Raw genomic sequence first — 25,031 nt, forward strand, 5'->3', positions numbered from 1 at the left:
CTAATTCCGGGGTGAGAGGTTGGTGAGGTTCCGGGCCGCGTTCGTGTGGGACTAACTCCCGCCCCAGTACTCGGCGTTTCCCGTGTCCGGGCCCGACCAGATGGGGGGCCGCGTCGTGGACGCCGGTGTGCGCGACATGTTCGAGAAGGGTCGTCTGATCCTTCTGCGGATCGACGACTACAACGCCTCCGGGCTCACCGGCGACGACTACGACGACGGCAAGTTCGCGGCCGTCGTCCGTAGGCAACTGGAGAGCCTCAAGTCGGGACGGGGCGCCGGAGGTTCATACGGGCTCGGCAAGGCCACGCTCTGGGCGACCAGCGCACTGGGCATGGTGCTGATCAACTCCACGCTCTCCGTCCCGCACGAGGGCCGTACCGAGCGCCGTGTCATCGGACGACTGGAGCTGCCGTGGCGTTTCGTCGACGGCAAGCCCTGGGCCGGTCCCGCCTGGCTGGGCCGGCCCGACCCCGAGACGCACAACGCGGACGTCGTCCGTTCGTGGTGGGCGGACGAGGAGGCGGTCAAGCGTCTGTATCTCGACCGCGACGGCGATGAACCGGGAACGTCCTTCCTGATCGTCGGTGCCTATGACGTGGCGAGCCTCGACCAGGGCACGTCGGACTCCGACACCGACGAGGAGAACGGGAACGACGGTGACGGCACCCACGACATCCGTGTCATGCACCGACGTCTGGTCGAGGCATTGAGCCGGGATTTCTGGGCGGCCATGACCGGGGGCGGAAACAGACTCCCGCTCCTGGAGACCTCGGTACGCACGTTCCGCAACGGCGAGGTCGTCGTCGAGGAGGAGAAGGTCGACCCCACCGACACCCAGCCGGCGCGGACCAGGGCGTTGCGCTCCTTCTACGAGGGCACGACCGTGGACCGGCTCACCGAGTCGGGCCAGGTGGCGCTCCGCACGGTTCCGCTCCGGCTCCCGCTTTCCGGGGGGCGCAGAGGCACGCTCGGCGCGCACCAGGGAGTTCTTCTGGTCACGGAGGCCGAGGACAAGGACGGTGAGCCCAACCAGGTCCACTCGCTGCGTGGCAACCGAATGACCATCAAGAAGTCCGGTGTCTCCGGGCTGCCGTTGGGCGTCACCCATTTTCAGGGCGTGCTGCTGTTGGGGCACGCCGCCGGGGAGGCGGCACCCTTCGCCGAGGAGGCCGAGGAGTTCCTGCGAGCCGCCGAGCCTCCTGAGCACGACCGCTGGGGCCAGACCGAGGAACTGACCCTCCGCTGGTCGCACAGTGCGCACCGCCGCATCACCACGTTGACCACCGAGGTCAACGCCGCGGTGAAGGAACTGGTGGTCCGGCCCAAACGTCCAGGGGCGCAGCAGAGCGCGAAGCTGCGAACGAAACTCACCGTTCCGCGAAAGAGCGCTTCGCCCAAACGCGCTTCAAAGGCCGTCCTGCCGGAACTCGACGACCTGGACGCGGAGATCGGCACGGGCGGCGAGTGGCGGATCACCGCCGAGGTGAAACTGCCTCGCGCCGACGAACTGCCTGCCATGACACCGGTGGTCCTCCTCGACGTGAGGTCGGGCAGTCGTCCCAGACTCGACTGGGCAGAACTCGTCGCAGTGGAAGGCTGCGAGGTCGAGAACGGCACGCTCCGCTTCACCCAGGGCGCCCGCCGAGCGGTCTTCCGTGGTTCCACAGATCCCAGCAGCCATCCGGTCCGTACCGAACTCACGCGACTCGTTCTCGAACTCCGTGCCGGCACAGGGGAGTGAGGCATGAAGTTCTATCCGTACAAGCGACTCAACCGTCCGATCACACTGAGGGTGACCTCGGCCTCCCTCAAACTGCCCGACAACAGTCGTGATTTTCTGAACACCTCCGCCTTCTCGACCCCTCAACGGACGGTGGCCCTGGGGGTGGCGCAGCACGAGGACTGGGTGTCGGCCAGGATCGGCCTGTCCGCGACCCTGCCTCCCGGTGCCACCGACGCCGACGCCCCGTGGAGCGACCTGAGGGTCCTGGCGGTACTCACCGACGGCGACACCAATGTGCGTACCACCGTCGACCTGCGGCAGGACGGCGAGGGAAGCAAGGAGTGGTCCGGTGAGATCGAGGTGCTCCGCGACGATCATGTGGGTCGTGCCGATCTTGCCGCCTACGCGGTCGCGACGGTGGACGGTGTGCGGGGGCGGTCGATCACCGAGACCGACAACGGTTGGACCGTCGACGTCGCCGCCGAGGAACCGCTCGGTGGCCTGCGCCTCGACGTGAAACAGGCGAGTTTCTCCAAGAGCGCGCGGGAATGGCTGCGTCCCTACGCCGACGTTCCCTGGGTCGTCGACACCTCCGGTCGGCTCCCACTGGTGATGGTCAACACCGATGTCGAGGGGTTTTCGGACCTCCTCGGCGGTGAGAGCGGGGGAATGGAGAACAAGGTCCACGAACTGTTGGTCTCCCAGATGGCCACCGACGTGTGGACGGCGGTGTTCCACAGCGCGGTGGGTGACCTGGAGGTCGAACCGGACGGTTCGCCCGTCTTCCCCACCGACTGGCGGGGCGAGGTGCTGCGGGAGATGCTTCCGGACGTGGTGCCGGACCTCCGTGTCGAGGAGGCGCTGCATCGGGTCCATCGCCGCCGGACGGGCGACGCGGGATGGGTGGAACTCCAGACCCGGGTCCACTACGCAGCCGTGCGCCGCGCCGGTGCCGCCAAGGCCCTCGCCACGGTCCTGCGCGCACTGCAACAAATGAACCGAGGGGACAAACCGTGATCGAGAAACCGCATCATGTTCCCGAGCGGCTCGGTCTGCTCTCCGCGACGGCCGCCGATCCCTTTCTCACAGAAGATCTTCTGAGAGGGATCCAGGGGCACGGAGGCATCGACCTGGCCAAGGTGGTCGAGCCTCTGCCGGAGAACGACGCCCGCTGGGTGGCGGAACCTCTCAGGGAACTCGTCGAAGACGCGATGTACCAGTTCAATGACCCGCGGACGGAGGCTGACGGTTGGCTGGCGCCCAGGCTGCACGCCACTCTGCGGCTCACCCGGCGGGAGGCCGCGGACAAAAGGATCTGGACCCACTTCGCGCTGGCCGTCGCACCGGACTACGTGGCCTGGCGACACCTCTCCAAGCCCGCGTCGGGGAGTGCGGAGGCTCGTATCAACGCGGCCCGTTTCAAGGGAGCCCTCGACCGGCAGTGCTTCTCACGTCTGTGGTTGGCGGCGGAGATGTTCCGTAACGGCGATGACTACGCACCGGTGGTCACGGCGTGCGCCAACCAGGAATTCATCCACAGTGCGGTGCGCATGGACCTGGTCGACCACCGGCCCAGCGCCCAGGCCCTGGTACGGGTCCTGGAACTAGGGATCGCCAGCACCGGCCGTGATGTCGTCGGCCTCGCGGCAGCGATCAACACAGCTGGCGCCACTCTGGTCTACGACGCGATGGCTCCGGACGAGCCACGTGATCCGGAGGCGCTCCGCCAGTGGATCGCGGAGGCCGAGTCCGCGCTTCCCGTGCCCCGGCACGAGCTGCCCACTGGACCCGGCGAGGAGCCTGCTCCCGAGGCCTCGGTGACCAGGCTCACCAAGTATTTCACCGAGCTCTTCGAGACGGCCCCGGTCAGAGGACGGGTCCCACAGGTGTGATCGGGAGGGTCATACGCCGGTGAGCGGGTGACCCTCCCACTGTCCGTGCCGACGTACTTCGACCGGCTCTTCGGGGTGCCATGTCTCCAGGTCCGCGATGGCCTGCTTCAACCTGGCGCGAGCCTCGTCGTCGGTCGATTCCGGTTCGAGGACATGCCGCAACACGTGGAGGGCGAGTCGGGGCGGAACTGCGTTGCCGATCTGTTGCGACTGGTCCTTGCCACGCCAGGGGTACGCGACGGGGAAGGTCTGCAGTACACCTGCTTCCGTAAGGGTGAAGCGGTCGAGGCCGCCGGAGAGGCTCTTGTCCGAGCCCTTGTGGACCAGGCGGTTGCGCGACACCTTCCCGGTGATCGTCGCGGACGGCACGTCGTGGTCGCGCCGTCCGCGTGCACCCGGGTCACCGCCGGTCCCGTAGTTCGAGACGACGGTGAAGGCGGGACGATCCGGCAGTCGGGGCGCGATGCTCCGAGCCTTCCTGAGGGCCGCGTCCATGGACACCCAGGCCGCTTTGGGCTTCTCGGCGACATCATTTTCCTCGATGTCCCAGGGGAGCGTGTTCGCCGCATGATCGGTTGTCGCCGACGACCCGGCGGGAACGGTCCGAGGGCGGTAGCGCTCATGGGTCTCGGGGACCGAAGGGATGTCCGTCTCCCCGAGTCGTGCCATGAGCACCGCGCGCTTACGTGTCTGTGGCACACCGAACGCCTCGGTGAACATCAACTGCGTCCTTGTCCGATAGCCGAGGGTGGAGAGCACCTCCGCATACTTCTCCCACACCGGCATCACGGCCGGAACCTGCTCCAGGACGACGGCTTCGTAGGGCGCCAGTCCCGGGCGTCGGCTCCGCTCGATCACCCACCACAGTGGTTGTAGGACCAACCCCGTCCGTTCGTCACCAAGCTCTTCGAGTTTGGCCTTGAGGCCGTCCAGCCTGATCCCCTGGACGTTGTACTCCTCGATCAGATGCATGAGGTCCGCGGCTTCGGGGCCGAGGTCTCGTGAGGCCCTGAGGGCTTTCAGGACGACCTCGATCTTTTCCGCAGAGCTGCCGTTCTCCTGGAGGCTCTTCTTGATCGCCTTCCGTTCCACGGAGCGAAGAGCCTGGACCTCAAGTTTCTCGGCCTTGATCTTTTCTGCCTCGGCAGCTCTTTCGTTCAGTTCCTCGGAGATCTCCTGCCAGGTGCTGGAGATGCTCTCCCATGTTGCTTCGTCCGAGCTCACAGCGATGTGAAGACGTTTGATGTAGCGCAGCACGTCGTCCAGCGCCCTGCGACCGGCACCGTGCCCGGCCACGGTGAAGGTCTGGCAGGGAGGCCCTCCCGTCAGAACCTGGGCATGAGGGAAATGCGCTGCGCTGTACTCCCGCACGTCGCCCTGGAAGGTGTCCATCCCCGCAGCGACGCGTGTGGCGCATGCGTCCGTGTCCCACTCGATGCCGGTGATCCGGTAGCCGAGGACGTCCGCCGCCACATCTAGCCCTCCAGGCCCTGCGAACAGGTCCAGAATATGGATATCCGCAGGTGAGGGAGGGGTCTCTTTGGCGTGGCTCATGTGCGTGAAGTGTAGCCGGCGATCTGGTGTGTCATGGTCGGCTTGCTACGACCGGGCGGGCGGGCGATCGCAGCGCAGCCGCGATCGTCTCCCCGAGTGCCCTGCCGACAGGCGGAGGAGTGGCATGCCCGATCTGCCTGTATCGAGCCGTCTTCTGCCCTGTGATCTCCCAATCCGGCGGGAACCGCTGAAGCACGGCTGTCTGATCCACCGTGATCTTCGGCATCTCGGACACGTCGTCCGAGCGCGGCCACACGTAGTCGGGCCCCGGCACTTCGTCGGCGAACGCGTTGCCGTTCACCCCCATGCGTGCGAAGGCCTTCTTCGTGCCCGTCGGACCGACATCCGCCCCACCCCGGTTGTCCGAGCCGCCGACGAGAGTCGGCGCCACGGCCCATGCTTGATCCGCCCAGACGTCGGCTTCCGGCCAGCCCCGTGCGCTCATCGAGCATCGCAAGGCGTCGCCGAGCGAGACGTGTTCGCTCACCGTCGGCGCGGGTCGTACGAAGGAGTCGAACCACGGCTCCTTGATCGCCACCAGGACGCCCTGGAGCCGCTCCTGGGGCACGCCGAAGTCCGCTGCGTTGAGTACGAACCAGCGGAGCCGGTAGCCGAGGTGCGTGAGCTCGGCCTCGATGAACTCCCGGGTCTCCAGGTACGCGGGCGATTCCACGAGGGCCGGCAGGTTCTCCAGCAACAGGGCTCGCGGCTGAACGGCGTGGACCAACCAGATCGTGGCGGCGATCAGCCGCAGCTCCGGATCACTGTCCGAACGTCCCACCGCAGCAGAGGACTTGACCCTGGGTAGCCCCGCCGACAACAGGTCGACGTCCAAGGTCTCGGGGTGTTTCTCAGGGAGAAAGTCGACCAGGTCCTCACAGAGGACGTTCCAGTCGGGCCGGTTGGCCCGGATCGTCTCGCATGCCTGCGGCTTGTTGTCGAGCAGCAGCATCGGCGTGAAGCCCGCGCTCTCAAGCCCCGATGCCAATCCGCCCGCGCCGGAGCAGACATCCACAAAAGTCAGTCGGTCAGTCAACCGTTCCCCCTCGGCCCGTTCGCCGGTTCTTCTCCCGCGCGTCCCGCCTGTTGCGGGCAAGTTCCCGCATCTCCCGTTTTTCCCGGTCCACCGTGACGCGTACAGCCTGAGCGACCTCCCCCGACGCGGTGTGCTCCCAGAACCTGAGCACGGTCCAACCCTGCGCGGTGAGGTGCTCGGTCGTCTCCTGGTCCCGTGCCATGTTCCGGTCCAGTTTGTTACGCCACCAGTCCGCGTTGGACTTCGGCCGAGTGGCGTGCAAGGGGCAACCGTGCCAGAAGCAACCGTCGATGAGCACCGCCACTTTGAGCCCGGGGAACGCCACGTCGATCCGTCGCCGCCGCATGCCGGGTACGGGGTACTCCACGCGATATCGCAGCCCGGCCGCATACAGCAGCCGTCGTACGGCCAGTTCGGCCTCCGTGTCCTTGCTCGGCTGCTTGCTCATGCGGGCCGAGACTTCGGGGGAGGAGGGCGTCATGCGGTTCACCGTCGTCGAGCCTCGTCGACGGCGACTCCGGATCCGTGTCCCGGATGCGCCGGAGCCCGGATGTGGTGATCGACGGGGAGGATTTGCTCACTGCCGGTGGTCGGTACTTCGTAGTTCCGATCACTACCGGACGCGTAAGTCATTGCTTCCTCGTATGCACAGGTCAGGGCCCGCCGGATGTGGCGGCCCGTCATTTCGGACGATAGATGTGACCGTACTGCAAAGAACGGACATTGGGGCAGTTGAGGTTGAAGTGATCAACAAATGCCGCGCCCGGCCGGAAGGTTGATTGGCGTTACATTCTCAATGTCCCTATTCGTTCACTCTCGTGTCGGTGACGCGGGTCGCCCTTTCCTCGTGTGTGCGTTTCGCGGCCGTCGGGAAACGGAGCGCATCGGGGCGATCGAAGCGCTCCGTGCGCGTGATCAGCTGATGGGTGTTCCGTGGCACCCCCCATACCCCCGCCCCGACCCACACCAACAAGCAGCCCCCCGCTCCGGCGGCCAAGCCACAGCCCTGCCCCTTGCCGCCAGCGTCGTCGCGTACTGCGGTAGCAGTGACGCGTCGCTCGGGGACGTCAGTTCCGAGGCTGCGAAGGCCTCGTACGACGGGACCGTGCCTGTCACGATGCCGAGGTTCGGGGTGCCCGAGGCGGACAGTTCGCGCAGGGAGGCCTCTATCGTCGCCAGGTGGGCCTCGTGGGACGGGTACTCCGTGGACAGGTCCGGGTACGCCGTCAGGAGTTCGGTCAGTTCGGGGGCCGGCCAGTGCAGGACCGCCACCGGGAACGGGCGTGACAACGCCTCGCGGAACGTGCCCAGTTCGGCGCGCAGGCGGCTGATCTCCGCCTGCAGTTCCGCCGGGTTGTCGGAGCCCAGCGACCACACGCGCTTCGGGTCGTGCAGCTCGTCCAGGGTGACCGGGGAGGAGTTGAGGGTGTCCGCGAGGGAGTCCCAGTCGTCGTGGGGCAGGCCCAGCATGCGGCGTACGCGATGGCGGCCGAAGAGGACCGGGTGCGTCGCGTACGGCGGCTCCGGGACGTCGGCCAGGAGGTGGACCGCCGCCTCCGTGAACGTCTCCTGCGCCGCCTCCAGCTCGTCGTGGGACTCCAGGGACTCGGCGACGATCACCCAGGGGGCCGGGTCGCGCGGTGCCGCCACGCGGACGCCCTCGATGATCGCCCTGGCCTCCGCCTCGTGGCCGTACTCCCAGAGGTTGGCCGCCTTCAGGGCCCGTACCAGGAACGGGTTCTCCAGCGGGGTCGTGCCGGAGAGCAGGCTGTCGTAGAGAGAGGTGGCTCGCGGGCGGTCGTCGGCCAGTTCGAGGTGGGCCGCCGCCTGCACGAGCAGGTGTTCGGCGTCCTCGGGATACAGGCCGGCTGTCCGCTCCAGGCGTGCTGCTTCGGCGTTGTGGTCGACGTACTCGGCAGACGTGTCGGGGCGCATGAGTGACACCGTACTGCCGACCGCCGACAGAGGTGAGGTATGTGCAGGCCAGGGGTCGGATCGGCGTGCAGTGTTCAACTGCTTGTCCAGCTGCCTGTGCGGCCAGGCGTTCACGGGGATGGTGAGTTGAGGGCCCAGCCCTTATCGTGCGGGCCCGGTCCCTGAGCCCCGGTCCCCGGGAGGAGGCCCGCGTATGCGCGTTCCCGTCGTCCATCAGCGGGGTCGGCGGCGGCGTGCGCGGTACGCCCGGCTCCTCTGGAACAGTGCCGAAGTCGTCGTGACCCTCGGTGTCGTCCTCCTGCTCCTCGTCGCCCATCAGCTGTGGTGGACCAACCGGCAGGCGAGAGAGGGCGCCGAGCGCAAGGTCCAGGCCCTGGAGCGGCAGTGGGAGGGCGAGGGGGAGAGTGGAGGGGGTCCTCCCACGCCGCGTTCCGGCAGCGGCACCGGTTCCGACTCCGGGGCCGGGTCCCAGTCCGGCTCCGGTGAGCGTCGTACCGGCACCAGCACCGGAACCGGCACCGCCACCCACACCGACCCCCGCCCCCGCTGGGACCAGGCCTACGCCGTCCTCCGCATCCCCCGGCTCGGGCTCCGCGTGCCCGTCGCCGAAGGGGTCGGCAAGGCCGGGGTCCTCAACAAGGGGTACGTCGGGCACTACCCGGGCACCGCTCAGCCCGGCCGTGTCGGGAACTTCGCTCTCGCGGGGCACCGGAACACCCATGGCGAGCCGTTCCGGTATCTCGACCGGCTGCGGCGCGGGGACCGGGTCGTGGTCGAGACCCGGGCCGCCGTGTACACGTACGTCGTCGACCGGACGCTGCCGCGGACCTCGCCCGGGGACGGCGGGACGATCCGGGCGATTCCGCGCAGTACGGTCAAGCCGGCGTACGGGTACACCGAGCCCGCGCACTATCTGACGCTCACCACCTGCACACCCCAGTACACCTCCAAGTACCGCCTGGTCGTCTGGGGCAAGCTCCGTTCGGTGCGGCCCCGCTAGCCGGTCAGGGCTTCCTCGCCTTGTCGTAGTGGCCCAGGAAGACCGGAGCGCCGTTCTCCACGCGGTGCAGGAACAGGCTGTTGACCCAGCGGAACTGGTGGGTCACCGGGTCGAACTCGATGGTCTTGGCGAGGCCGCGGTGGGTGGTCTCGCGGAGTCTGCGGACCAGGGCGCCCCGTTCGGGCTCGACGCTGCCCAGCTCGCGCAGGGCCTGGGCGACGAAGAGCACGGCGTCGTACGCCTCCACCGCGTACGGCTCGACAGTGCGTACCCCGAAGCGTTCCTGGTACGTCTTCACGAAGCGTGCCGCGGCCGGCAGCCCGGCCGGGTCCACATAGGTCGTGGTGATCACCCAGCCCTCGGCCGCCGGGCCCGCCTCCTTGAGGAACGCGGGCCGCAGTACGGGTTCCGGGGCCATGCGCGTGCCCCGGAACCCGGCCCGTGCCAGGGCGCGGGCGCAGCGGGCGGCCCGGTGCGGTGAGGTGCCGGCGTAGACGACGGCCTGGGCGTCCGCGGCAAGCACGGCGGCGGCGACCGCGTCGAAGTCCTCGCTGTCCGCGGGGACGGTGTGCGTCGTGGTCGTGCCCTCGGAGGGCGGGTACGCGCTCACGTCCTTGACGATCTGCCAGCTGGTCCTGCTGGCCGCCCGGTCGTCGACGAGGGCGGTCCTGCGGCTCTTCTCGGCGTGGCTGAGGTAGTGGATGAAGGGCGTCGCCAGGGCGTACTCGTCGGGTCTGAGGTGGAAGTAGGCGCGGGTGGTGGTCGTGGAGAACAGATCGGCGCCGGAGGAGACGGACACGAGGGGCAGCAGGGCCTTCTCGTAGCGGGAGACGGCGACCGCGGTCGCGGCGGCGCCGGTCGCGGCGAGCACGGCGTACACGTCGTGATCCGCGACGAACCCGGCGGCCACCTTCTCGGCCCGCTTCGCCTTTCCGGCGTCGTCCAGGACCTTCAGCGCGAGATCGAAGGATCGGCCACCCTGCGAGGCCGAGCCCGAGCCCGAGCCCGAGCCCGAGTGCGAGCCCGAACCGGAGCCCGAGCCTGAGTCGGTGCTGGAGTCACCGGAGCCGGCGTTGAAGTCCGACACGGCGATCCGCGCGCCCCGTTCCTGCGCCCGGCCCGTCGCCCTGTCCGGTCCCGACAGGTCGGCGTGCAGGCCGATGACGTACCGGGGGAGCGGTCCCGAGCCGGCCGAGCCGTCGCGGCCGGCCGCGGACCTGGCGGCGGCCCAGGCCGCGAGGCCGCCGCCCGTCAGGACGACCCCGGCCGCCGAGCCCAGCGTCAGCACGCGGCGCCGGGAGAGGGCGGGACGGGCTGCCTCCGGCATCTCATCGGGCTGTCCGAGGGTGCCGGAGCCGGAGCCCTGCCCGGGGCCCGGTCCTGGTCCCGTGTCGGGGTCGGGCAGGGACAGGACGGCCGACGAGCGTTCCGCGATCAGCCGGGGGAGCGCGGGCGGCAGCCAGTCGCGCTCCGGGCCGCCCTCGTCGGTCAGGGCGTCCCGTACCTCCCGCGCGGTGGGCCGGGCCCGCGGGTCCTTGGCGAGGCAGGCGGTCAGCAGCGGGACCAGGGTCCACGGCACGGCGTCCAGGTCCGGTTCCTCGTGGACCGTACGGAAGATGACGGCGGCCACGGTGCCGGTGCCGAACGGGCGGCGGCCGGTCGCCGCGTACGCGAGCACGCAGCCCAGCGAGAAGACGTCGCTCGGCGGGCCGACACCGCCGCCACCGGCCCGTACCCGCGCCTGCTCGGGCGAGAGATAGCCGGGCGAACCGATCACCACGTCGCTCGCGGTCAGCGCGGTGGCGCCGGTGGACCGCGCGATGCCGAAATCGATCAGCCGGGGTCCGTCGAGGGCGAGCAGGACGTTGCCCGGCTTGACGTCCCGGTGCACCAGGCCCGCCGCGTGCACCTCGGTGAGCGCTTCGGCCAGCCGCGCGCCCAGGACCCGTACCGTACGGTCCGGCAGCGGCCCGTGCAGGGCGACGGCCTCCGCGAGCGAGGGGCCCGGTACGAAGGCGGTGGCCAGCCAGGGTTCGCGGGCCGCCGGTTCCGCCGCGGTGACCGGCACCACCCACCGCCCGGTGAGCCCGCCCGCCGCCTCGGCCTCACGGCGGAAACGGGTGCGGAAGTCGTGGTCGGCCGCGTACTCGGCGCGGATCACCTTCAGGGCGACCAGTGTTCCGCCCGCCGAACGGGCCAGGTAGACCACGCCCATGCCGCCCGCGCCGAGCCGGCCGAGCAGCCGGTGGCCGCCGACGGAGGGCGGGTCGCCGGGGCCGAGCGGGCGCACTCCCGCGAACCCCTCCGCGTGCGGTCCGCCCACCGTCACACCTCGGAGGGGGCTTCGCCGAGGTAGCGGAACCTGCCGCCCTCGACCTGGTGCAGGAAGATGCCCCAGCCGGCGAACGTGCCGTCCTCCGGCTTGAAGGAGAACTCCTTGGTGATGCCCTTGTAGCGGCTCGCGCGCAGCAGCTCCACGAGCGTGCGGCGGCTCGGGGGACGGGCGGAGACCCGGTCGTCCTTGGCGCCCCGGTTGTTCTTGCCCTTCGTGGCCTTCAGCAGCTCCTGGATGACGAGGTTGACGGTGTCGTAGGCCTCGGCGGCGTAGTAGCCGGGCGCGGCGTCGTAGCGCCTGCGGAACGCGGCGGTGAAGGCCTTCGCGGCCGGTACGGCGGTCGGGTCGACGAAGGACGCGGTCATCAGCCAGCCCTCGGCGGCCTCTCCGGCGCCCTTCAGGAACTCCGGGTCGATCACGGCCTGTGAGGCGAGCCGCGGTCCGTCGAAGCCGGCCGCCGACAGCTCCCGGGCCACCCGGGCCGCGCCGGGCGCGTATCCGGCGTAGACGAACGAGCCGATCCCGGCCCGCAGCATGTCGGTGACGACGGGTCCCACGTCCTTCGTGCCCGCCGGGATCACCCGGGGGTAGGCCGGGCGGCCCAGACTGCGCATCATGGTGGCGTTGATCCCGGCGGACTCCTGGGCGTACGTCTGCCCGGTGCGGTCCTGGAGCAGACCGGCACGCAGCGCCTCTGCTCCCGATCCCGACTGCTCCGTGGCCTTCGTGTTCTCCGTGTTCCCCGTGCTCTTCCCGTTCTGCGTGTGCTTCATGAGATAGACGCTCATGGGGAGGGAGAGCGCCGCGTCGCTGGGGCGGCAGTGCACGAAGGACCGGTACTCCTTCGAGGTCAGGAGCAGTCCTCCGGCCGAGACCGACAGCAGCGGCAGCAGGGCCTCGTCGTACGTGCCGAGGACCGCGACGGCCGCCTCGTCGCTGGTGGGACCGAGCACGGCGAGCACGTCGGTGTCCTGGATCAGCTTCTTCGCCGCGCCCGGCGCCCCCGCCGCACTGCCCCCGTCGTCCACGGCCTTCAGGGCGAGCTCGAAGGGTTTGTCCTTACGGGAGTTGTACTGCTCGACCGCCAGCCGGGCACCCCGTACCTGCGCCGCGCCCGCCTTCCGGGAGGCACCGCTCAGATCCGCCTGTACGCCGATGGCCCAGCGGCGGGCACCCGGCGTACCCGGGTCGTCGTGGCGCAGGGCCGCCCAGGCCGCGGTACCGCCCGCCGCCATGAGCAGCGCCGCGCCGGACGCGAGGAGCAGCCGTCGGCGGCCGGGCGACGCGGGCTCCGCCGCCATGTCCTTGGTCGCGCCGGAGCCATCGGCGCCCTCCGTGGTCCCTGTGCCGCCCGTGCCCCCGGTGCCCTCAGGGGCGGGGGTTCCGGCGGCCGTCGGCTCGATGTCGGGGAGCGCGAGCATCTCGGCTGAACGGTCGGCGATACCCCGTACGACGTCCTCGGGCAGCCAGGCGAGCTGCTCGCCCCGGGGGACCGCGTCCTCGACCAGCAGGACCGTGTCGATCTGGTCGGCCGTCGGACGGTCCGCCGGGTCCTTGGCCAGGCACAGGCGCAGCAGCGTCAGCAGGCCGACACCGCCGACGGGACCGGCGGAGCCGGTGGATTCGCCCGGATCATCGGAGTCGTCGGGGTCGGTGGAGTCGGTGGGGATGGCGGACAGGTCCGGTTCGTCGTGGACCGTGCGGTAGAGCAGGGCGTCCGCCGTGCCGGATCCGAACGGCGGCCGGCCGCTCGCCGCGTACGCCAGCAGACAGCCCAGCGAGAAGATGTCGCTCGCCGGGCCCACCGCCGCGCCGCGCGCCTCGGCCTGCTCGGGGGAGAGGAAACCGGGCGTGCCGACGACCAGGTCGGTGGAGGTGATCGCGGTCCCGTCGGTCGACCGGGCGATCCCGAAGTCGATGAGACGGGGGCCGTCCATGGCGAGCAGGACGTTGGCGGGCTTGACGTCGCGGTGGACCAGCCCGGCCGCGTGCACCTCGCGCAGCGCGGCGGCGAGCATCCTGGCCAGGGCCAGCACGCTGCGGGTGGGCAGCGGGCCGTGCCGGACGACCGACTCCTCCAGCGAGGGGCCCGGGACGAAGGCGGTGGCCAGCCACGGCTCGTCCGCGTCCGGGTCCGCGCCGGTGACCGGCACCGCCCAGGGGCTGCTCACCCGGCGGGCCGTCTCGACCTCGCGGCGGAAGCGGGCGCGGAAGTCGGGCTCGTCCGCGTACTCGGACCGGACGACCTTGACGGCGGCCAGGGCGCCGGCCTCGGTGCGGCCGAGGTAGACCACGCCCATGCCGCCCGCGCCGAGCCGGGCCAGCAGCCGGTGACCGCCGATCCGTGCGGGGTCGGTGGGCAGCAGCGGCTCGCTCATGACGCCGCCTCCAGTTCGGTCTCGACGCGGCTCAGCATCTGGCCCGCCCCCTGTCGCAGCGCGGAGTCGACGTCGTCGTCGGAGCGCCCCTTGGCTCCCCGGCCGACGACGGCCACGGTGACCTGGCCCAGCCGGCTCTGCACCCAGTAGTAGTAGTGGGGGCCGCCGAGGGTGTCGCTGTAGTACTCGCCGCCCTCCGTGAGCGAGTCCTCGGAGGTGAAGTTGGCCAGCAGACCGTAGGCCGCGCCCTGCGAGAGCAGTCCGGTGATCCGCTCGCCCTGGCGGAGCTGCTGGTCGGGACAGCGCAGTGCTTCCTCCAGCGTGCCGGCCATCTCCCAGTCGGCGGCTCCGACGGTCCGGTGCACGGTGACGACGGCGGTGACGCGGATCGGGCCCTTGGCGCCCTCCGCGGGCAGTTCGCTGGTGCGGGTGAGGCTGGCGAGCACCGTCGGGGGCAGCGGCTCGCGCTCCCACACGCAGTCGGAGTCGAGTACGGGCCAGGAGCCGGGGTCGCTCTCGTACGGGCTGCGCCGTACGAAGCCGGGCCCCCAGTCGGCGGGCGTCGCCGCGACCGTACGGGCCAGGCGCAGGCCCTCGGCGCGGGTCTTCGGCGCGCGGCCGGGATCGGGGGTGAACCCCAGGGTGGTGGCGCTCGCGCTGGGGGCGGCGCCGGTGGAGCCGGTGGTGGGGGCCGTGCCCGGGGGTGAACCGGAGCGGGTGGGTCCGGCGGACCCGTCACCTCCGGTCCCCGAACAACCTCCCAGGCCCCCCAGTAACAGCGAGGTGGCCAAGACACCCGTGAACAACCGCACGGGTCTCCGATGTCCCATCAGCGCCCCCATCCGCACACGCGTTCCACGCGTTCCCCGCTGGGAGGGTACCGACTATGCCCCTGGGGTACTACGGGCTTGCCGGAGTCCGTCCGGCGGCTCCCCGGGGCGGATCCTGTATAACGGCAAGAGGCCATGGAGCGCGGAGAAACCGCCGATCATGCAGGAACAGAGGGGAGGGAGCAGCCGATGACACGGACCTGGGCGCAGGTGAAGCCCGCCGTCCTGCTGCTCGTGCTCCTTCTGCAGGTGGCGCTCCTGGACACCGGCAGCCTCTCCGGAGCCGTCGCCGTCACGTTCGCGGCGACCGCCGCGGCCGGGTCGGCGCTCGCCGCCTGTTCCCTGATCTCCTCGCGCCTCGCGCCCGCCGTGCCCCGGACCCGGGTCCGCACCGCCATGCGCGACCGTGAGCAGCGCACGGCGTTCCTGCCGCAGCGCGATCCCGACGCCCGGGGACGCAGGCGTCCCCGAGCCCCGGGCCGGTCCCTCCCGACGGCCGCGTAGGGACTCCGCAGCAGCCCTCCTGGAGCGTTCTTACCGCGCTTCCCGCTGCTTGCGCAGTGCCCTTCGTCGGGTCGTCATGCCGACGCACGTCACGTCCCACACCGACGCACGTGCCGCCACGTCACATCTCCTAGGCATCGACGCACCACGAGACCCACGGAGGGCTCACCCATGTTCGCCACCTTCATGTCCGCTTTCGCGAGCCTCGTCGAAGGGCTCGCCGATCTCCTCGGCCCGCTCTTCCACGACTCGGCGACGGCCGCCGCGATCGTCCTGTTCACCGCGTTCGTACGGCTCCTCGTGCACCCCCTGTCACGGGCCTCGGCGCGCGGGCAGCGGGCGCGGGCCGCGCTGCAGCCGCGGATCGCCGAGCTGCGCAAGAAGCACGGCAAGAACCCCGAGAAGCTGCAGAAGGCGGTGATGGAACTGCACGCGGCGGAGAAGGTGTCCCCGCTCTCCGGATGCCTGCCGAGCCTCTTCCAGCTGCCGGCCTTCTTCCTCCTCTACCACCTGTTCTCCAACTCCCGGATCGGCGACGAGGCCAATTCCCTGCTCGCCCACAAGCTGTTCGCGGCGCCGCTGGGGGACCGGTGGGCGGACGCGCTGGGCGACGGCGGGGTCTTCGGGGCGCAGGGCCTCGTGTACATCGGGCTGTTCGTGATCGTCGCCGTCGTCGCGACCTTCAACTACCGCCGGACCAAGCGGACGATGGCGGCCGGCGCGGCCGCGAACGCGGCCACCCCGGCGTCCGGCGACGGGCAGCCGCAGGTGCCCGGGCTCGGCGCGATCACCAAGATCATGCCGCTGATGTCCTTCTTCACCCTGCTGACCGTGGCGTTCGTGCCGCTGGCCGCCGCGCTGTACGTGGTGACCAGCACGACGTGGAGCGCGGTGGAGCGGGCCGTGCTGTACCGGGACATGCCGGGGGTCGTGCCGGCCGCCGCGGTGCTGGGCTGACACCGGCCCCCCGCCCCGGCGCCTGCGCCGGTGGTTACGGTCCAGTCCGTGAACCGGGTATTGCGGACTGGACGCCGACCTTGGAGGATCGACCAGTCCTCCGATGGCTGCACCCATCGGTCGACCGCCCGCGATCAAGGGAGACACTGCTCATGAAGCTGCTGCGAGTCGGTACGGCGGGGGCCGAGCGTCCCGCGCTGCTCGATGCCGACGGAGTTCTGCGGGACCTGTCGGGCGTCGTGCCGGACATCGACGGGGCGCTGCTCGCCGACGACGTGGCGCTCGGCCGGATCCGTACCGCCGCCGAGGCCGGGGAGCTGCCCGCGCTCGACGCGGACGGGCTGCGGGTCGGGCCGCCGGTCGCCCGGATCGGCAAGGTCGTCTGCATCGGCCTCAACTACCACGACCACGCGCGCGAGACGGGGGCCGAGCCGCCCGCCGAGCCGGTCATCTTCTTCAAGGCCGCGGACACGGTGGTCGGGCCGCACGACACGGTGCTCGTGCCGCGTGGCTCGGTCAAGACCGACTGGGAGGTCGAGCTGGCCGTCGTCATCGGGCGTACGGCGCGCTACCTCGGCTCACGCGAGGAGGCGCTCACGCATGTCGCCGGGTACGCGGTGGCGCACGACGTGTCCGAGCGGGAGTTCCAGATCGAGCGCGGCGGGACCTGGGACAAGGGGAAGAACTGCGAGACGTTCAATCCGCTCGGGCCGTGGCTCGTGACCGCCGACGAGGTGCCGGATCCGCAGGCGCTCGGTCTGAAGCTGTGGGTGAACGGGGAGCTGCGGCAGGACGGCAGTACGGGCGATCAGATCTTCTCCGTCGCGGAAGTGGTGCGGTATGTAAGTCAGTTCATGACGCTCTATCCCGGGGATGTCATCAACACCGGGACGCCCGCGGGGGTTGCGCTCGGGATGCCCGAGCCCAAGCCGTTCTTGCGGGCGGGGGATGTTGTGGAGTTGGAGGTGGAGGGGTTGGGGCGGCAGCGGCAGGTCTTCGCTTCCGCGTAGCCGTTCCACTCGGGGGCGGGGGACATCGGCGCGTTGTCGTCTGTGGCGCCGTCGTGGCTGGTCGCGCAGTTCCCCGCGCCCCTTGGGGGCTGCGCCCCCTCAGGACAAAGACTGCGCCGTTCCCCGCGCCCCTGAAAGCGAAAGACAAAAGACTGCGCCGTTCCCCGCGCCCCCAGGGGGTTGCGCCCCTTGGGGCCGCGCCCCCTAGGGGGTCAGGAAGCGTGTCAGGGCTTCCACCACCAGCGCGTGGTCCTCCAGTTGGGGGAGGCCCGAGACCACCACCGTGCCGATCACGCCCGTGTCCTTCACCGTGATCGGGAAGGCTCCGCCGTGGGCCGCGTAGGTGTCGGGGTCCAGGCGGGAGGAGTCCTCGAACGTCGTGCCCTTGGCCCGGAAGCGGGTGCCGACCAGGAGGGACGAGGCCGCGTAGCGTTCCACGACCCGGCGCTTGCGGTCGATCCAGGCGTCGTTGTCCTGGGTCGAACCGGGCAGCGCGGCGTGGAAGAGCTGCTGGCCGCCGCGGCGGATGTCGATGGCGACGGGCGCCTCGCGCTCGCGGGCCAGCTCGACGAGGAGAGAGCCGAGGGTCCACGCGTCGTCGTGGGTGAAGCGGGGGAGCGTCAGGCGGCGCTCCTGCTCCTCCAGTTCGGCGACCGTCGGGGCCGGGGCGGGCGTGGACGTACTCACAGGGTCACCGTCACGTTCTCGTGGGCCGAGCGGTACGCGGCCTCCAGGACGTCCAGGGCCGCTGCCGCCTCCAGCGCGGTGACCGGGTTCTCGCCGGTGCCGCGCAGGGCGTCGGCGACCGCCGCGTAGTACGCGGGGTACGCGCCCGGCACGGTCGGGACCGGGGTGCCGCCGCCGGTCAGCGGGGACTCTCCGGAGCCGAGACGGCCCCACAGTTCCTGAGGCTCGACGCCCCACTCCTTCTCGCCGCCCGCGACCGGGCGTCCGCCGTCGCGCAGGGTGGCTTCCTGGGGGTCGAGGCCGTACTTCACGTAACCGGCCTTCGAGCCCAGCGTCCGGAAGCGCGGGCCGAGCTGGGCCGTCGTCGCGGAGGCGTAGAGGTGGGAGCGGACGCCGTTCGTGTGCGTGATCGCGATGAACGTGTCGTCGTCGGCCTCGGCGCCGGCGCGGCGCACGTCGGACTCCGCGTACACGGTGGCCGCCGGGCCGAAGAGGACCAGCGCCTGGTCGACCACGTGGCTGCCGAGGTCGTACAGCAGACCTCCGATCTCTGCGGGGTCGCCGGACTCGCGCCAGCCGCCCTTGAGTTCGGGGCGCCAGCGCTCGAAGCGGGACTCGAAGCGGTACACGTCGCCGAGTTCGCCGTCGGTGATCAGCTTCCGGAGGGTCAGGAAGTCGTTGTCCCAGCGGCGGTTCTGGAAGACGGAGAGCAGCAGGCCGCGTTCGTCGGCGAGGGCGGCCAGCTCGCGGGCCTCGGCCGCCGCGCCCGCGATCGGCTTGTCGACGACCACCGGCAGGCCCGCTTCGAGGGCGGCCCTGGCGATCGGGACGTGCGTCTTGTTCGGGGACGCGATGACGATCAGGTCCAGCTCGTCCGCGCGCTGCCACAGCTCGTCGGGGGACGTCGCGAACCGCACGCCGGGGAACTCGTCCCTCGCCTGTGCCTGCCGGTCCGGGTTCCCCGTGACGACCGTGTCGAGGACGAGGCCCTCGGTGGCGGCGATCAGCGGGGCGTGGAAGACGGAGCCCGCGAGGCCGTAGCCGACGAGACCCACGCGGAAGGGGCCTTCGCGGCGGGAGTCCGGGCGGAGGGAGGTGTCAGCACCTGTACCAGTCATGCCCTCCACTTAAACAACGCTGTTGCCAAAGTGCAAGCGCGGGGGACAATGGGGTGTGGGACGCGACGGGCGCACCAGCGCGGGGCGTGGCACGGCGTGCAGGGTGTCGAGTGCGGAGGAGTGCCGAGTGGCTGGGATCAGGGCCGCGGGACCGGGCGGTGCGGTCGGCGGGGTGAATCTGCTCTCGCTGCGCAGTCACAACGCCGCGCTGCTGCTCGACCTGCTGCGCGGGGCCGGGCGGGCCGGGATGAGCCGTCTCGAACTCGCCGAGCGTACGGGGCTGACCCCGCAGGCCGTCAGCAAGATCACCGCCCGGCTGCGTGAGGACGGTCTGGTCGCCGAGGCGGGCCGGCAGGCCTCCACCGGCGGCAAGCCCCGGACCGCGCTGCGGCTGGTGCCCGAGGCCGGGCACGCGGTGGGACTCCAGGTCGACCGCGACGAACTGCGCGCGGTCCTCGTCGACCTCACGGGCGAGGTCGTGGCCGAGCGCCGGGCCGCCCTCGACCTCGGAGCGGGCGCGGAGGCCGTGCTGGACGTGGTCGTGGACGAGGCCCAGGTACTGGTGGAGGGGCCTTCCGGAGCCGCCGTCCTCGGGGTCGGCGTCGCGATGCCGGGGCCGCTCGACCACACGCACGGCGTGCTGCACCGGGTGACCGGGTTCCCCGAGTGGGACGGGTTCCCGCTGCGGGACGCCCTGGCGCGGCGGCTCGGGGTGCCCGTGGTGCTGGACAAGGACACGAACGCGGCGGCGCTCGGACTGGCCGTCGGCGGCGAGGTCGGAGCTTTCGCGTATCTGCATCTCGGTACGGGGCTGGGGGCGGGCCTCGTCCTGGGCGGGGCCGTGCACCGCGGGGCCCGTACGGGGGCGGGGGAGTTCGGGCACCAGGTCGTCCAGCTGGACGGACCGCCCTGCCCGTGCGGCAACCGCGGCTGTGTCGAGGCGCTCTGCCTCGCCGCGGTGGCCCGGGGCGACATCGACGGGGCGGCCCGTGTCCTCGGCGAGGGCGCCGCGAACCTCGTAGGCCTGCTCGACATCGACCTCGTCCTGCTCGGCGGCCGTACGGTCACCGCGGAGCCCGAACGTTTCGTACGCGGTGTCGGCGCCGTCCTGGACACCCGCGCCCGGCGCGAGGGCGCGGGCAGCCCCGTACCGGTGCGGATCGCGCCCGGCGGCGCGCGGGCGGTCGCGGAGGGAGCGGCCCAACTGCTGCTGGCCCCGCTGTTCGGACGGACACAGGACTGAAAGCCGGCGCGACCCCTCGGGGGATCGGCCGACCGGACGTCGACACGCCCCCCCCGGAGGGTCCGCCGACCGGATGTACGTTCACCCCCGAACGGCCCCCACCCCCGCGCGTCGCGGCCGGCCGCCCGCACCCCCGTGGCAGGCTCCCGTGTCCATGCGACTGAGCAAGCCCCTGTCTCTCGCCGTGACCGCTGCAGCCGCCCTCACCTCCGTGCCCGCCGCACACGCCTCGGCGCCGGTCACCGCCCAGGCCCCGCCCGGGGCCGGGCCCGTCTGCGCCGCGTCCGGGAAGCGTGACTTCCCCGTCCGTACCCGCATCCACGGCGGCCCCGACGCCTACGAGGCCGGCGGCGGATTCCGGATCTGGTACATCGACCTCACCAACACCACCGACGCCCCTTGCGAGAACGTCCACCCGGTCGTCGTCCTGGTGGACAAGGAGCGGGCGTTGCGGCCGGAGCAGCCGCGCCTGGAGTTCTACGACGGGGAGCGGCCCCGGCCCGTGACCTTCGAGCGGACCGACGAGGACGAGCACATCGGCGTGCTCGGCTCCGGCGGGACCGGCTCCGCCGCGCCCGGCTCCTCCGGGGAGGGCGACTTCCCGGGGTTCACGGTCGCGCCCGGCAGGACCCTCTCCGTCAAGGTGCGGCTCGCGGTCACCTCGGACGCGGTCGCCAACGACGTCGTCGCCAACGCGGCCGTCGTGCAGCGGCACCAGGACGACGGCGCCTGGGTGGGCCAGTCCAACGACTACCGGTTCCGCATCGTCGGGGGTGTGGCCGGGGGCGAGGAGACGGGCGAGCCGCGCGGTGACACCGGCGTCCGGGACCGCGACCGGCAGGGCGCCGCCGACGGCTTACCGGAGAGGCTGCCGTTCGCCGGGGAACTGGCCGGCACGGGGCTCTCCTCGCCGCGCGCCCTGCTTGCCGCGGGCGGCGGCGCGCTGCTGCTCCTGGCCGCCGGGGTCACCGCGCTGCTCGTGGCCCGCCGCAGACGCTGAGCGCGCGACTGCCTCCCGCGCCGCCCCCCACCTCGTCCTCCCTTCCTCCAAGATCCAGCCGATGGCTAGGCTGGGGGCGTCGGCACACGGCGGTGACCGGCGACGCCGGCGCATCCGCACGGCTCACGCAGCACGCGTACGGCAGGAGACGGCACATGGCAGAGCGCAAGCCCATCGAATCGTGGCTCACCGACATGGACGGGGTGCTCATCCACGAGGGCGTGCCCATCCCCGGTGCCGACGCGTTCATAAGGAAGCTGCGGGACTCCGGAAAGCCTTTCCTGGTCCTCACCAACAACTCGATCTACACGGCCCGCGACCTGCACGCCCGCCTGCGCCGGATGGGCCTGGACGTGCCCGTGGAGAACATCTGGACGTCCGCCCTGGCCACCGCCCAGTTCCTGGAGGACCAGCGCCCCGAGGGCTCTGCCTACGTCATCGGCGAGGCCGGTCTGACCACCGCGCTGCACGACATCGGGTACGTGCTGACTGACCACGACCCCGACTACGTGGTCCTCGGCGAGACCCGTACGTACTCCTTCGAAGCGATGACCAAGGCGGTGCGGCTGATCAACGACGGCGCCCGTTTCATCGCCACGAACCCCGACGAGACCGGCCCGTCCGCCGAGGGCGCGCTGCCCGCCACCGGCGCGGTCGCCGCGCTGATCACCAAGGCGACCGGCAAGCAGCCGTACTTCGCCGGCAAGCCGAACCCGCTGATGATGCGGACCGGGCTCAACACCATCGGCGCGCACTCCGAGACCAGCGCGATGATCGGCGACCGCATGGACACCGACGTGCTGGCCGGTCTGGAGGCGGGCATGGAGACCTTCCTCGTCCTCACCGGCCTCACCACGAAGGCGGAGATCGAGAAGTACCCGTACCGCCCGTCCACGATCGTCGACTCCATCGCGGACCTCGTCGACCGCGTCTGAGCCGGCCGTCCGGGCCACGCGTACGCGTAACCCGTACGGAGCAGTGGGCCCCTTCCCCGGATGCGCCGGTCCGGCCCGCGGAGGACGCTCCAGATGTCTGGAGGTTCACGATGGGTTCACTGCGAATCGCTCTCTGTGCCGGTGCGGCGGCTGCCGCCGCACTCGCCCCCACGGCGTACGCCCCCTCGGTGTTCGCGGCCGACGGAGGGGTCCGGGTGACGCCGGGCTCCCCGGCTCCCGGCGGCGACATCTCGCTGCGGGTCCAGGGGTGCACCGGGATGACCGGCACCGCCGCGTCCCCGGCGTTCGTCGCCGACGCGCGGCTCGCCGGGGCCCAGGGGGACCTCACCGGCGAGACCCGCGTCCGCTCGACGCTCGACCCCGGCACCTACGACATCGAGGTCACCTGCGACGGCTTCGAGGACCAGCTCAAGGGCACGGTCACCGTCGCCGACAAGAAGCACGAGACTGGCAAGAAGCACGAGACCGGCAAGGAGCAGGAGTCCGCTTCCCCTGCCGCCCCCGCGTCCCCCGTCGCCCCCGTGCACGCGGGCGGTGGCGGTACCTCCCGGCTCGCCGCCGCCGAGGCCAGGTCGGAGGGGCCCGGCACCCGGCACGCGGTCGTCGGTCTCGTCCTGGCCTCGGTCGCCGCCGTCGCCGTGGCCGTCAGCAGCGCCCGGCGGGGCCGCCGCCGTACGGACTGAGGGGCCATGTCACCACGCACGCAGACGGAACAACGGGACCGCACGGCGGGACGCGGCCGGCTCCTGATGGGGGTCGCCTGGGCGCTGCTGCTGCTCGGACTGTGGCTGTGGGGCCGCGGGGTCACCGACGTACGGCAGGGCATGTCCGCGCCGACCACCGGCGACATGGCGGCGGTCGGCCGCCCGCTCGGCGCCGAACTGCCGTCCGCGACACGGCCGCTGGGCGACGCGCGCCCCCAGCGCGTGGACGTGCCCGCACTGGGCGTCCGGGCACCCGTGGTGCGCCGCGGCCTCGACCCGGGCGGGGCGATCGAACCGCCGCCGTACGGGCGGCCGGGGACGGTCGGCTGGTACGCGGACGGGGTGCGGCCCGGGTCGGCCGGGACCGCGCTGCTCGTCGGGCACGTGGACACCGAGACCCGGCCCGCGGTCTTCTACCATCTCAGCGAGCTACGGCCGGGCGCGGCGGTCCGGGTGGCCCGGGACGACGGCACGGTCGCCGAGTTCACCGTGGAGGACGTACAGGTCTTCCCCCGTGACCGCTTCGACGCCCGGAAGGCGTACGGGGTCCGGCAGTCCGGGCGCGCCGAACTGCGGCTCATCACCTGCGGCGGTTCCTTCGACCGCGGCAGCCGCACCTACACGGCGAACGTGGTCGTCTCCGCGTACCTCAGCGGGACCCGGCACGGCTGAACGCCGGCGGCACCTGGCCCGGTCGACGACCCGCTCCCCCCGGAGCCGTCGACCGGGCTGGTCCTCGACCGTGCGCGCACGGGCTGCGGGAGTAACCCGGCGACCGGCACGGGAGGTTCAAGGTCCCATCCGAGGACGGGCGGATGCCCGGACAGCCGGGGGCCGGGGCCGTCTGAGACGACTCTAGAACGGATGAGCGTTCCGGCCTAGGGTCTGAATGACGCCAAGTCCCAGCACGGTGGCGCTGCGTTATCCGCGCAGGTGGCCGTGGTGCCCGGGCAGGTCCGCGGGGTCCCGCCGCCGTTCGGTCGTTCAGCGCTGTAACAGCTGGCCGCCAAGGCGTGACTGTGCCCGTGGGCGGCCCGACACGTATGTCAGGATTGGTACTTCGGACGGTGCACCCGAGGGGGAGTTTTTCGATGTACGGGAGCAGGGGGGCCGGGGCAAGGGCGTCCGTGGCGGTGGCCGGAGCTGTGCTGCTGCTCGCAGGATGTTCGTCCTCGGACGACGGCGGCGACAAGGACACGTCGGGCGCCAAGGTGAGCCAGCAGCCCAAGGACAAGGACCCGTTCTGGGTCAACCCGGACGGGAACGCGGCCGAACAGGTCGCCACGTACGTGAAGGACGGCAAGGACGAGGACGCCGAACTGATCCGCAGGATCGCCGAGCAGCCCACCGGCGAGTGGCTGACCCCGGAGAACGCCGAGCAGGAGGCGCGCGGCTTCACCGAGGCCGCCGCGAAGGCCGACCGGGACGCGCTGCTCGTGGTCTACAACATCCCGCACCGCGACTGCGGCCAGTTCTCCAGCGGCGGCGCCGCCGACGGCAACGCGTACCGGACCTTCATCGACCAGGTCGCCAAGGGAATCGGCGACCGGGCGACCACGGTGATCCTGGAGCCGGACGCGGTGCTGCACATGGTGGACGGCTGCACCCCGGACGAGTTCCACGAGGAGCGCTACGACCTGCTGCGGGGCGCGGTGGAGAAGTTCAAGTCGCTGAAGAACACCAAGGTCTACCTGGACGCCGGCAACGCGGGCTGGGGCAAGCCCGACGACATCGCCGAGCCGCTGAAACTGGCGGGCGTCGAGAACGCCGACGGGTTCGCGGTCAACGTCTCCAACTTCTACAAGACACCCGACAGCACGAAGTACGGCAAGGAACTGTCGTCGAAGGTCGGCAACAAGCCGTTCGTGATCGACACCAGCCGCAACGGCAACGGCCCCTACACGGACGGCGACCCGGAGGAGAACTGGTGCAACCCGCCCGGGCGCGCACTGGGCGAGACACCCACCACGGACACCGGTGACGATCTCGTCGACGCCTATCTGTGGGTCAAGCGACCCGGTGAGTCCGACGGCACGTGCAAGGACGGTCCCAAGGCGGGCCAGTGGTGGCCGGAGTACGCGCTCAAGCTCGCGAAGGCGAGCAAGCAGTAACTGCTTGTAGGTGACGCGTACGGGACGCGTACGTGACGGGGGGCGCCCTCCTTGTGCG

21 protein-coding genes and 1 pseudogene are annotated in these 25,031 nt (G+C 71.3%); 13 read left to right on the forward strand and 9 right to left on the reverse strand.

Annotated features, from left to right (window positions below; translation table 11 throughout):
- Positions 1-19 precede the first annotated feature (19 nt).
- The 3 genes and pseudogenes from ACFWGJ_RS22040 (at position 20) to ACFWGJ_RS22050 (ending at position 3,615) form a co-directional block, all read left to right on the forward strand.
- Positions 20-1,741: pseudogene (locus ACFWGJ_RS22040) on the forward strand (transcriptional regulator).
- 3 nt (positions 1,742-1,744) lie between these two features.
- The gene (locus ACFWGJ_RS22045) at positions 1,745-2,740 is read left to right on the forward strand and encodes a hypothetical protein (RefSeq protein ID WP_387327058.1); all 996 of its coding nucleotides are present in this window, start codon (positions 1,745-1,747) and stop codon (positions 2,738-2,740) included.
- A complete protein-coding gene (locus tag ACFWGJ_RS22050) occupies positions 2,737-3,615 on the forward strand; it encodes a DUF6339 family protein (protein ID WP_387327059.1) in 879 nt (292 codons plus the stop codon). Before ACFWGJ_RS22045 ends, ACFWGJ_RS22050 begins: the two co-directional genes overlap by 4 nt.
- A gap of 9 nt (positions 3,616-3,624) precedes the next feature.
- Here ACFWGJ_RS22050 and ACFWGJ_RS22055 read toward each other — a convergent pair whose 3' ends face one another.
- The 4 genes from ACFWGJ_RS22055 to ACFWGJ_RS22070 all read right to left on the reverse strand — a co-directional run bounded on the left by ACFWGJ_RS22055 (position 3,625) and on the right by ACFWGJ_RS22070 (position 8,140).
- Positions 3,625-5,121: a DNA cytosine methyltransferase gene (locus tag ACFWGJ_RS22055; protein WP_387327085.1), complete on the reverse strand. Its 1,497-nt coding sequence runs from the start codon at positions 5,119-5,121 to the stop codon at positions 3,625-3,627.
- A gap of 79 nt (positions 5,122-5,200) precedes the next feature.
- Positions 5,201-6,205, reverse strand: a complete 1,005-nt coding sequence (locus ACFWGJ_RS22060) for a DNA cytosine methyltransferase (RefSeq protein ID WP_387327088.1) — start codon at positions 6,203-6,205, stop codon at positions 5,201-5,203.
- Complete coding sequence (locus ACFWGJ_RS22065; protein WP_387327060.1) at positions 6,198-6,686, reverse strand: very short patch repair endonuclease; 489 nt, start codon at positions 6,684-6,686, stop codon at positions 6,198-6,200. Before ACFWGJ_RS22065 ends, ACFWGJ_RS22060 begins: the two co-directional genes overlap by 8 nt.
- 434 nt (positions 6,687-7,120) lie before the next feature.
- The gene (locus tag ACFWGJ_RS22070) at positions 7,121-8,140 is read right to left on the reverse strand and encodes an SEC-C domain-containing protein (RefSeq protein WP_381832477.1); all 1,020 of its coding nucleotides are present in this window, start codon (positions 8,138-8,140) and stop codon (positions 7,121-7,123) included.
- Between the two features lie 193 nt (positions 8,141-8,333).
- On the opposite strand from ACFWGJ_RS22070, the gene ACFWGJ_RS22075 reads away from it, so the two are divergent.
- Positions 8,334-9,140 (forward strand): class E sortase, encoded by an 807-nt coding sequence (locus tag ACFWGJ_RS22075; RefSeq protein ID WP_381832474.1) that lies wholly within the window; start codon positions 8,334-8,336, stop codon positions 9,138-9,140.
- Between the two features lie 4 nt (positions 9,141-9,144).
- On the opposite strand, the gene ACFWGJ_RS22080 is transcribed toward ACFWGJ_RS22075, so the two are convergent.
- Genes ACFWGJ_RS22080 through ACFWGJ_RS22090 form a run of 3 tightly spaced genes read right to left on the reverse strand, consistent with a single transcriptional unit; the run spans position 9,145 to position 14,683 of the window.
- On the reverse strand, positions 9,145-11,430 hold the full coding sequence (locus tag ACFWGJ_RS22080) for a bifunctional serine/threonine-protein kinase/ABC transporter substrate-binding protein (RefSeq protein WP_387327091.1): 2,286 nt from the start codon (positions 11,428-11,430) through the stop codon (positions 9,145-9,147).
- A gap of 35 nt (positions 11,431-11,465) precedes the next feature.
- The gene (locus tag ACFWGJ_RS22085; protein ID WP_387327061.1) at positions 11,466-13,853 is read right to left on the reverse strand and encodes a bifunctional serine/threonine-protein kinase/ABC transporter substrate-binding protein; all 2,388 of its coding nucleotides are present in this window, start codon (positions 13,851-13,853) and stop codon (positions 11,466-11,468) included.
- Positions 13,850-14,683: a hypothetical protein gene (locus ACFWGJ_RS22090; protein ID WP_387327062.1), complete on the reverse strand. Its 834-nt coding sequence runs from the start codon at positions 14,681-14,683 to the stop codon at positions 13,850-13,852. Before ACFWGJ_RS22090 ends, ACFWGJ_RS22085 begins: the two co-directional genes overlap by 4 nt.
- A gap of 189 nt (positions 14,684-14,872) precedes the next feature.
- Between ACFWGJ_RS22090 and ACFWGJ_RS22095 the strand changes: the two genes are divergently transcribed.
- The 3 genes from ACFWGJ_RS22095 (at position 14,873) to ACFWGJ_RS22105 (ending at position 17,154) form a co-directional block, all read left to right on the forward strand.
- Positions 14,873-15,187, forward strand: coding sequence for a DUF6412 domain-containing protein (locus ACFWGJ_RS22095; RefSeq protein ID WP_384805118.1), 315 nt, complete (start codon positions 14,873-14,875; stop codon positions 15,185-15,187).
- Positions 15,188-15,358: 171 nt separating this feature from the next.
- Positions 15,359-16,144, forward strand: coding sequence for a YidC/Oxa1 family membrane protein insertase (locus ACFWGJ_RS22100; RefSeq protein ID WP_387327064.1), 786 nt, complete (start codon positions 15,359-15,361; stop codon positions 16,142-16,144).
- Between the two features lie 152 nt (positions 16,145-16,296).
- The gene (locus ACFWGJ_RS22105; RefSeq protein WP_387327065.1) at positions 16,297-17,154 is read left to right on the forward strand and encodes a fumarylacetoacetate hydrolase family protein; all 858 of its coding nucleotides are present in this window, start codon (positions 16,297-16,299) and stop codon (positions 17,152-17,154) included.
- A 204-nt stretch (positions 17,155-17,358) separates the two neighbouring features.
- On the opposite strand, the gene ACFWGJ_RS22110 is transcribed toward ACFWGJ_RS22105, so the two are convergent.
- Positions 17,359-17,841: a heme-degrading domain-containing protein gene (locus tag ACFWGJ_RS22110; protein WP_387327066.1), complete on the reverse strand. Its 483-nt coding sequence runs from the start codon at positions 17,839-17,841 to the stop codon at positions 17,359-17,361.
- Positions 17,838-18,959, reverse strand: coding sequence for a Gfo/Idh/MocA family oxidoreductase (locus tag ACFWGJ_RS22115; protein WP_387327068.1), 1,122 nt, complete (start codon positions 18,957-18,959; stop codon positions 17,838-17,840). Before ACFWGJ_RS22115 ends, ACFWGJ_RS22110 begins: the two co-directional genes overlap by 4 nt.
- 127 nt (positions 18,960-19,086) lie before the next feature.
- Here ACFWGJ_RS22115 and ACFWGJ_RS22120 point away from each other — a divergent pair, with 127 nt between their 5' ends.
- From ACFWGJ_RS22120 to ACFWGJ_RS22145, 6 genes are all read left to right on the forward strand, one after another.
- A complete protein-coding gene (locus ACFWGJ_RS22120; RefSeq protein WP_387327071.1) occupies positions 19,087-20,202 on the forward strand; it encodes an ROK family protein in 1,116 nt (371 codons plus the stop codon).
- A gap of 154 nt (positions 20,203-20,356) precedes the next feature.
- Positions 20,357-21,202 carry a hypothetical protein gene (locus ACFWGJ_RS22125; RefSeq protein ID WP_387327074.1) on the forward strand — a complete coding sequence of 282 codons (846 nt, stop codon included), beginning with the start codon at positions 20,357-20,359 and terminating at the stop codon, positions 21,200-21,202.
- A gap of 155 nt (positions 21,203-21,357) precedes the next feature.
- Positions 21,358-22,137, forward strand: coding sequence for an HAD-IIA family hydrolase (locus ACFWGJ_RS22130; protein WP_107016032.1), 780 nt, complete (start codon positions 21,358-21,360; stop codon positions 22,135-22,137).
- Positions 22,138-22,247: 110 nt separating this feature from the next.
- Positions 22,248-22,841, forward strand: coding sequence for a hypothetical protein (locus ACFWGJ_RS22135; RefSeq protein WP_387327077.1), 594 nt, complete (start codon positions 22,248-22,250; stop codon positions 22,839-22,841).
- A 6-nt stretch (positions 22,842-22,847) separates the two neighbouring features.
- Positions 22,848-23,534 (forward strand): class F sortase, encoded by a 687-nt coding sequence (locus ACFWGJ_RS22140; RefSeq protein ID WP_387327079.1) that lies wholly within the window; start codon positions 22,848-22,850, stop codon positions 23,532-23,534.
- A 419-nt stretch (positions 23,535-23,953) separates the two neighbouring features.
- The gene (locus tag ACFWGJ_RS22145; protein ID WP_387327082.1) at positions 23,954-24,973 is read left to right on the forward strand and encodes a glycoside hydrolase family 6 protein; all 1,020 of its coding nucleotides are present in this window, start codon (positions 23,954-23,956) and stop codon (positions 24,971-24,973) included.
- The last annotated feature ends 58 nt before the right edge of the window (positions 24,974-25,031 follow it).

This window comes from Streptomyces sp. NPDC060205, from assembly GCF_042728395.1.
Classification (GTDB): Bacteria; Actinomycetota; Actinomycetes; order Streptomycetales; family Streptomycetaceae; genus Streptomyces.